Here is an 8,528-nt window from a genome sequence, read left to right on the forward strand (position 1 = left end):
CCGGCGCCGCCATAAATCAGATCATTGCCGGTATTAGAGTGGATAAAATCGTTTCCGCCATCGCCGCTGATGGTATCGTTGCCCGAACCTCCATCAATAACGTCGTCAAACTGCGATCCTGAGATACGGTCATTTCCAGCACCGGTGAAGATCGACAGACCGTGGGCGGATATTCCGCTACCGGAGGTGTTGACCGTGGCGTTTGTTGCATAGACAACATCGCTACCCGAGGTGCCGTAGATGCGCTCGATGCCGGTGAAGTCCAGGCGCTCGCTGCCGATCTGAACGCTGCCGCTATCTGTCGAACGCATATCGATACGTGCGCCGACTGAGCCCTCCAGGATCAGCTTGTCACCACCGGGGTTGCCGGGCGTATAGGGATTGGCATCGTACCGCTCCATTCCCGTACCGCCGTGATACGTGTCGTTGCCCACTCCGGCCTGCCAGTGGAAGGTGTCCAACCCTTCAAAACCCCAGACTACGTCTGATTGTGTCGTGCCCCGCATCGTCTCGTCTGCACCCGACCCTCTGATTGTCGCCATTCCAGATCCCGTCCCATTATTGTTGCTCTTTGTTCAGGAACGTTATGTGGTGTTGGTTAACGATTTATTACGAGAAATTTCACCAGGCATGACCCACTGGCAAATTTTTGCGTCGGGCCATTAAGACTGCGCGGATCATCGCATTTGTGCGAGCTTGAAAAGGGGGCACTCCGACCTTTGGATGCCACCGAAGACGAGTGGGTGTGCTGGGCTGGAGCGGTTATGTCGTCAACTAACGCGCAGTCTATATGCGCATGTACCGATCGCCGTTGTCTTCCAGCGTGCAGTGGGCAGTCGGCACACTTTTGAGTAGCCCAATCGCAGGAGCAGGGTGATCTGGTGATCGATTGCCTAGGTACATCAATTTGCACTGCTTCAGTATGAACGCCTTCTGCGCCTCCGTGAATTTCGATGCTTTCATTGTTCTCAATTCCTCTCACAGCTAGGGAAGGTTAGCTGAAAACTCTGGCTTCAAACGGTCCAGTTCTCAGAGGGCGGAGCACGAAAAATCGATTCACTCTGCGATGTCCTCGACCTTCCAGGCGACAGCGAGCGCTGGAGGCTTTGCGCGCCGCCGCCCTGGGCCGTGAAATACGGACGGTAGATGCGGCGCACCGCAGACCCTCGTGAGACAACCCCGGCGCGATCTGCCGCGCCGGGGTTTTCGCTTCATAGAGTCGAATAAGGTGCTTAAACTCCTTAGGCCAAGCGGAAGTTACCCCTATTCGATTAGTAGACGGCCGATCCGGGATGCGGCAGCAGGCCTACGCGTGGAAAACTTGTCGGCAAGAATGCCGCGGACCACGGGGGCAAAGGTCATTGGATCGCGGCAGGCCGAAAGGATAGCTCTGGCCCGGCCAACCTTCGCGCGCTGGTCTAGAAATTCGCGCAAGAGAAAGCGCTGGCGCAATTCGTCGGCAATTGCCGCCAAGGCGGCATGGGTAGTGTCATCCATCCCGTCCACTGCGAGATGCGCCAGCGCGGCCGTGTACAGCGCCTGCAAATCAGCCGTCTGATGACGCGAACTTAGCGAATCCTCTCGCCAGCGCGCGGCATATCCAACCTCCGTTGAAAGGCGAAACCGTGCGCCTTGCTGCAGCATCCGTACATAAAGGTCGTAATCCTCTCCTAGGCGCATGGTCTCGTCGTAGCACAATCCTTGGTCCCGCAGGAACGCGCGACGCATTAGGGGTTTCAGAAAGCCCAGTTCTTTACGGCTGGTACCGCGCGGCGAATGGTTGGCACGCACGAAGCTAGCCAGGTCGATGTCGATCACCTGGGGGTTGACTGGCGGCGTCGGAGGCAGATTGCCTGGGCCCGCGTGCTCGGCAACGAACAGGATGTTGTCGGCCATCATATCGACATCGGGAACTGCCAGCAGCCGGGTAAAGCGTCCGGGCAAGATGAAATCATCGGCATCCAGAACCGCCACGAAATCGCCCGTAGCCATCTCCACTGCCCGGTTGCGCGCTGCGGCGGGACCAATATTGACAGCGCACTGGCTGATTGTCAGGCGGTCATCGCCCCGTCCGGCCGACTCGGCTGCCGCCGCCGTGTCGTCGTTCGAGGCATCGTCGATGACGATGACCTCGGCGGTCTCAGCATCGACCAAGGCTGTGCTGACCGCGTCTGCGATGGTCGCAACTGCGTCACGAGCAGTAATGATCACCGAAACGGAGGCAAAATGATTCATGGGCATTCACCTTTGAAAATCGCAAAGAGAATTATGGGCGTCCTAACAAAAGATTAACTAAATCGCCCTGTAAGTTTGCTGGTATATTTGAGCACTCTCGTTAAACTCAGCAAAGATGTCCAACATTTTCGCGTAAGCTAAATATACATATCAGCGGTAACGAACCAAGCAAGGAGGGTCGGGATGGCCACTGGCACGGCGGTGATCTATCATTATTTCGAGAAAGATAGTGTGTATCGTGACAACCTGACCTATTTTTTATCTACCGCTATACACGCACAGGCAGACTATTACATTATCATTTCTGGTGAGTGCTCTCTGACCCTTCCCCATTTTGATAACGTGAAATACATATACACAGAAAATATAAATAACGATTTTGGAGGATATGCGACATATGTAAAAAATCACTATAAGGAATCTTACAATTTTTACATTTTTGTCAATTCATCTGTAAGGGGGCCTTTTACTCCCCCTTACCTGTCCAGATCCTGGACTGAAATATTTACGTCCAAACTAAAAGGAAATGTCCATTTGGTGGGTGCTTCCATAAATATTCTCCCCGAATGTTCAAATTTCAAGAGCCAGTATAATGAAATGTTCTTGTCCGAATGCAATAGATCGCATGTACAGACGACATCATATGCGCTGACACGAGAGGCACTAAACCATCTCGTAAAGATTGATTTTTACAAATCCAATGAGGCTTACAATAAGTTTGACGTGATACTAGCCTATGAACTCCGGTTATCAAATGAGATTTTTAGAAAAGGCTGGAGCTTTGACTCGATTTTGCCCGTATACAGCCGTTTCAACTGTGAAGACAGTGCAATCATGTTTAAGAATACCACGGCGAGAGAGGGCGACGTTCTATGGCGGTCGGCATTCTTTGGACGAAGTCTTTCACCTTTAGAGGTCGTTTTCGTGAAGACGAACCGGGATATGATAGACGAGACAGATCTCGCATCATTCACGTTCACCGGAATTCATGATAGGGCTTTAACCGCAAACTGGCATGCTGCCGCAGATCTTCTCCAGCGCAGCTATATTCAATCTTCTAAACCAAAAGATCTTTCTAACGATGAAAAACCGACAGCACGGCTATTTAAGATTGCAAGGAATTTAAAGAGACAGGTTACAAAGCGATATGTTAAAGGTAGTAAGGAACTGTAAGTTTTTATTCTAGATGTCCTAGCAGCGGACGGTGAAGATTAGCTGAGGCGTTCGCGGGCTACACCAGTTTGCGGCAAACGAAGGACTACGTCGCGCACGATGCGCTGGACCTGCATTGCCGCTTCGGCGCCAAAGCTGACAGCGCGAGTGCCGTCTGCGCGCAGAAGCTGGTAAGGAAGGCCAACCGGGCTTTTATGATAGATGACGGTGAAATGGACCAAGGCGATGACATAGGCGCCAAGATCATTCAAATGGATCATATCCTGACCCCCCGCCTCATCTCGGGCGAACAACTCCTTACGTGAAGTCACTCCAGCAAGTTCACCGACCTCCGCCGCACGTGCAACTGCGGCAATTGTCTGACCTCCGGGTATGACAAAAATCTCCCCTGTGCGATGGTCAGTTTCCGCAGGGGCAATGATCCGGCCCTGCCAGTAAGCTTTCAGGTCGTTATCGATCCGCTCCAGCCATCCACCAGGATCGTCAAGCGAATGCCATGTCTCATAGAGATAAATGCGGATGGCTGGATTGCGTTGGCGGGCAAGAGCCGCCCACTCGGCTAACCATCGGGGACTATCGAACCAGTTTATGGCATCGCGGATCTCAACCATCTCAGTCATCACTAGGACGTCGATACCGGGTGCTGATAACGCTTGATGCGCAGGGATCAGCTCACGATCCCCGCTCGCGTAAAGCTTGTATCCTGCCAAGGCATCGCCTTCGGTCCAGTGGGCCTTGAGTGTCGTACCCCAGCCAATCTGGCTTGCATAACTGTTCCCACCGAGTTGCGCCAACATATGCGGAATATCTGGGCCGACGAGGCTATGTCCTAGATGGAAAACAGAACCGATGCGGTCCGGGGCGGACAATACGGACCGCGGTTTAAGCACCATCTCTTGAGGCAATTTAGTGCGCTGATGATGATGCCAACCGAACGCGGCGGCCATCGCTCCGCCCACGCCCAGCACCATCGCATTTACCATGGATCTGCGGTTCATACCGTTCTCAGATTCAGTTCTGTGGGCCTCCGGTCTAGCACGGAAGAAATTAGAGAACATCAACTGGGCGCTTTTGAAGTGCAGAATTTGCGCGCACGTTCGATCCCAACCCGAAGGATCACTAGGGCAATTCGTGTGTCAGAACCGTCGTCCGGTACCAGTTTTGGCCCCCAGTTTCACCCCAAAGGGTCACCATGGAGTGCAGGATCAAAAGCTTTATCGCTATTAGCCATGCCGCCCAAGCCGGCCGCCTCCTCCAACTTTACCACCTCCCATGCGACGCGTTTGAGATAGGCATCCAGTTCTGGCGCAATGGTGTCAGGGGACGGCATATAGTTGAGGGTCCGCGCGTCAATCTGATACAGCATCGTGAATACAAGCAACGACGCCGCATACTCCCCAATAGGATTGAGATGAATGTCATCCTGGAACAAATCATCTATCTTCGTCAGGCCCGGAACAGCGGACCCTAATATATCGTCGTAGATGCGCGCCATCCAAGCATGACCTGGTATGATCCAGATACGCCATTCCGGGGAAAGAGCCTTGTGGTTTTGGTGTATTTTCCACGTTGCATAATCCGCAAGATACCTGAAGCTGCGGCCATATTCCGGTAGACAGGCACGAAAGTTGCCAAGATCTGACCATTCCGGCCGATCGGACAAACCGTTCAAACTGGGCCAGATGGACCATAGGATAACCTCAGCTCCCTTGCCTCCGTCACCGCGCGCCAGCGCGTTCTCGGAAAACAGCATCAGATGTGTCAGCGTATCGATCATGCCCTCAGATGCCTGCTCCGAAACGCGCGGTGGAGGGCCTCCTTCGGTAATTGTCAGCGACTGGAATGCGTCAATGTTGGTTCGAGCCAGCAGATCCCGGCGCTCCCACCGAATAGACATTGGCGATCCTGGAACCGTATCCTGAGCATGCGTACGCCGATCGACCCATGCAGGTTCACCAAATTCTCCAATAAATATATTGGCGAGGTTTCCCGGCCAACCTTCTATACCGGAATTGACATAAGTGTCGGTTAAGCTGTGGCCGCTATGAACATGGAAATCCGAAGCGATTGATGGATGCCGGAGGCTCGATGGCGCAAGCGCCTCCTCATCCACTCGGACTATAACACTGACATCAGAACCGCCGGCGTCAAAGTTGCTGACCAGCCGCCAGCCCTTAGGGATTGTATCAACACCAGGAACGACAAGCAAATGCCCCGGCCGATAGTCCGGCGTCGGGTGCTCGAACGCTGTATCAACAAGGCTAATGCGTTGGCTGACGTTCCTACTGCGCAAGATCAACGAGTTCTTCTCGATACGCTTTGTCACCTTGCCATCCTTCGATGCTAAGTTGCAGCATTGAACCTGCCATTGCCCAGTTGGTCAACGCATCAGGTCAGGCTGACTACAAATAGAAAGCGGTTCTGGATCGATTTCCAATCACCGATTGCCGTCGGCTGCGATCATCGATGGCGAGATCACGGGCGGCTTGGTGACTGGAGAACTGCTCTATCGTCGGCCCCAAGGTGCGGGCTAATGGTTCCCGGGACCTCGTATTGTCGCCCGGGGCTATCGAACAGGCAAATATTGCACAGCATGCTAAGTTCTGCGAAAATCTGTCCGGAACTCTCCACATTCCTTGAAGTATGCTTATTGGGGTTCGTTTCGAAGCCCGCGTTAAAAGACGCGGCGGCGGAGGCCGACGTACTTGGGGGTACTGGAAACGTCAGATCATTCTTCGCCTATTCAATAGCATCGATCTCATGATGACGCTCGCAATTATTGTTGTAGAGAACCTGACCCAAACCAACAACTGGGCTCCAGTGACCAGACGTCGACACCAGAACGCAATTCTAGATCCAAGGTCTGTTGTAGCTTCTAAAAAACTATGATCAGGGATCGTCAGGTGGCCACAGTTCGGTCAACGTCACGATCCGGCACAGCTCCGGATCCTGGAGTGTGCCCGGAGGTTCTGACATGAGGTTCGCAGCCTGCTACTTTATTTGGACCGTATTTTGGGTTTGGTTCTGGTACTGGTTTGGGTTCTGGCCTTGGAAAGGGGACTGGGTAGGGTTCAGTCAACATGCCATGCTGACCGGCTTCGGGTTCACGAAAGAGCAGTTGGCGACATGTGCACGGGCCGCGGCTGATCTGTTTCTGTACGGGCATGCTATTGCGTACGACATATCTGTCTGAACAGTTGTCGCTGACAAAACTCGTTCTGACACTTGAGCAGCGGCTATTGAATGCCTCCCCGGCGACTGACTGCGGGTGCGATAAATCGTATCACATCTAACGACGCCACAGGGGTGAATACGGCTGTCACGGCAGTACATCTGCATCGGCAGGGCTAGTAGTCCTCTGACGTACGGGCTTTGAGAGGGGTGAGGTGTCGGATGCAACCCCCAAGCTACGGCCGATCCGTGAGGCATAGAGCTCGCCCACCAGGTCGCGCCGGAACAGCAGCACGCTGACCATGAACACGACCCCGGCGATGACTGTCACCATCAGCCCCGCGCCGATCACCGGCCCGATAAGCTTGCCGATGCCGCCCAAAAGGGTCATTGGGATCGCCTCTTCGGACATCTGTCAACGACATCTGTCAGGGTCGCGAACTGGAATAACAGGCCTTTCACGCCGCTCGCTTGGTGCGCGATCGTGAGCGAAGTCGCCCCCGCGTCTAATGAGATGGCCCGCCCCGCGCCCCGGCGTAGCATCGTGGCACCACCATCAAACGGAGAGAAAGGATGCGCACCAAACCTGATCCTCAAACGGCGGCCTTCGGCATCGACATCGGCAAGAAGGTGTTCCACGTCGTCGCCCTGAATGCCGCCGGATCGGTGATCCAACGCGCGAAGTTCTCGCGCGACACGTTGCTGGCCTTCTTCGATGCCGCGCCGAATGCACTCATCGGCATGGAAGCCTGCCCGGGCTCGCAATGGCTGGCGCGGCGGCTTGCCACGATGGGCCATGATGCCCGGATCATTCCGGCGCACTTCGTGAAGCCTTATGTCAAATCGAACAAGACCGGCACGGTCGATGCGGCGGCGATTGCAGAGGCGATGACGCGGCCGACGATGTGCTTCGTCGAGGTTCGCACACCCGAGCAGATCGATCTGCGGGCCCTGCATCGCATCCGCGACCGGCTCGTAGGGCAGCGGACGGCGCTGATCAACCAAGCGCGAGCCTTCTGCCTTGAACATGGACTGGCGATGCGAGTCGGCGCTGGCGGCTTTCATGCCGACATCCGTCGGCATCTGAGCAATGTGGAGAATGACCTGACCCCCGCCATGCGGGTGCTGCTCGAAGAGCTGCTCGATGACCTCGCCTACATCGAAGGGCACGACCGGTAAGGTCGAAGCCTATGCCAGCCAGCATGACGCGGTCAGTCGCCTGGTGACCATCCCGGGCATCGGAGCTCTCGGCGCGACCGCGATCGTCGCAGCGGCAGGGGACGGACGGCAATTCCGCAAGGCGCGCGATCTGGCCGCTTGGCTCGGACTGGTGCCGGCAGAGCATTCGACCGGGGGCAAGCAGACCCTTCTCGGTATCAGCAAACGCGGCAATCGCTATGTGCGGCGACTGATCATTCACGGCGCGCGGTCCTGCTTTCTGCATCTGAACCGGGCGAACCATGCCCTCGGTGACTGGCTCTCAGCCCTTGAGGTACGAACCCACCGCAACAAGGCCGTCGTCGCCTTGGCAAACAAGCTGACCCGGATCGTATGGGCTATCCTCACAAGGCCCGGCGCCGTCTGCCTGCCGTCGAGAGGCGCAGCGTTGAGCTGACCCTTCGACCGCAGAACCGATTGCAGGGGAAAGTGATGACCAAACGGTTGATCAACCTGGGGTAAGCCACGCGCAAAAAAGCGGGACGCGATCCCGCACCACTAATCTGGAACCCGAGAGGCGGATCTCATCAAGGCCTTGCCGCCAAAAGCGGCTGACTGATCAGAGGCCGGATACATTTACGCAAGCCGGACGGCCACGCACGGGTGCGCAGGGTGATGTCGCTGCCCGGGCCGCGCAGGGTCCAGCGGGTGACCTCGCCCTCGGTCGAGACGGCGTGGACGTTCTCCATCACGCCGGCCAGGTTCCCGAACTGGCGCCAGAAGGCATAGAT

At 55.4% G+C, this 8,528-nt stretch carries 8 protein-coding genes and 1 pseudogene; 3 read left to right on the forward strand and 6 right to left on the reverse strand.

Annotated features, from left to right (window positions below; all coding sequences use genetic code 11):
- Both FHD67_RS19345 and FHD67_RS19350 read right to left on the reverse strand, forming a co-directional pair.
- Positions 1–542 (reverse strand): calcium-binding protein (locus FHD67_RS19345; RefSeq protein WP_425467287.1); only part of this gene is annotated, 542 nt, incomplete at its 3' end.
- A 721-nt stretch (positions 543–1,263) separates the two neighbouring features.
- A complete protein-coding gene (locus tag FHD67_RS19350; protein ID WP_139599743.1) occupies positions 1,264–2,235 on the reverse strand; it encodes a glycosyltransferase family 2 protein in 972 nt (323 codons plus the stop codon).
- Between the two features lie 183 nt (positions 2,236–2,418).
- On the opposite strand from FHD67_RS19350, the gene FHD67_RS19355 reads away from it, so the two are divergent.
- On the forward strand, positions 2,419–3,408 hold the full coding sequence (locus FHD67_RS19355) for a hypothetical protein (RefSeq protein WP_139599744.1): 990 nt from the start codon (positions 2,419–2,421) through the stop codon (positions 3,406–3,408).
- A gap of 38 nt (positions 3,409–3,446) precedes the next feature.
- Here FHD67_RS19355 and FHD67_RS19360 read toward each other — a convergent pair whose 3' ends face one another.
- From FHD67_RS19360 to FHD67_RS19370, 3 genes are all read right to left on the reverse strand, one after another.
- The gene (locus tag FHD67_RS19360) at positions 3,447–4,466 is read right to left on the reverse strand and encodes a hypothetical protein (RefSeq protein ID WP_176695220.1); all 1,020 of its coding nucleotides are present in this window, start codon (positions 4,464–4,466) and stop codon (positions 3,447–3,449) included.
- Between the two features lie 116 nt (positions 4,467–4,582).
- Complete coding sequence (locus tag FHD67_RS19365) at positions 4,583–5,734, reverse strand: hypothetical protein (protein WP_139599746.1); 1,152 nt, start codon at positions 5,732–5,734, stop codon at positions 4,583–4,585.
- Between the two features lie 993 nt (positions 5,735–6,727).
- A complete protein-coding gene (locus FHD67_RS19370; RefSeq protein ID WP_425467288.1) occupies positions 6,728–6,991 on the reverse strand; it encodes a hypothetical protein in 264 nt (87 codons plus the stop codon).
- Between the two features lie 161 nt (positions 6,992–7,152).
- On the opposite strand from FHD67_RS19370, the gene FHD67_RS20995 reads away from it, so the two are divergent.
- Both FHD67_RS20995 and FHD67_RS21000 read left to right on the forward strand, forming a co-directional pair.
- Positions 7,153–7,758, forward strand: coding sequence for an IS110 family RNA-guided transposase (locus FHD67_RS20995; RefSeq protein ID WP_246071364.1), 606 nt, complete (start codon positions 7,153–7,155; stop codon positions 7,756–7,758).
- Entirely contained in the window at positions 7,724–8,194 is a 471-nt protein-coding gene (locus FHD67_RS21000; RefSeq protein WP_246071365.1) for a transposase, read from the forward strand. Before FHD67_RS20995 ends, FHD67_RS21000 begins: the two co-directional genes overlap by 35 nt.
- A 130-nt stretch (positions 8,195–8,324) precedes the next feature.
- Here the strand turns inward: FHD67_RS21000 and FHD67_RS20640 are convergent.
- Positions 8,325–8,528: pseudogene (locus FHD67_RS20640) on the reverse strand (hypothetical protein); the annotation flags it as partial.

Source organism: Paracoccus haeundaensis (assembly GCF_006239215.1).
In the GTDB taxonomy this organism is placed as follows: domain Bacteria; phylum Pseudomonadota; class Alphaproteobacteria; order Rhodobacterales; family Rhodobacteraceae; genus Paracoccus; species Paracoccus marcusii.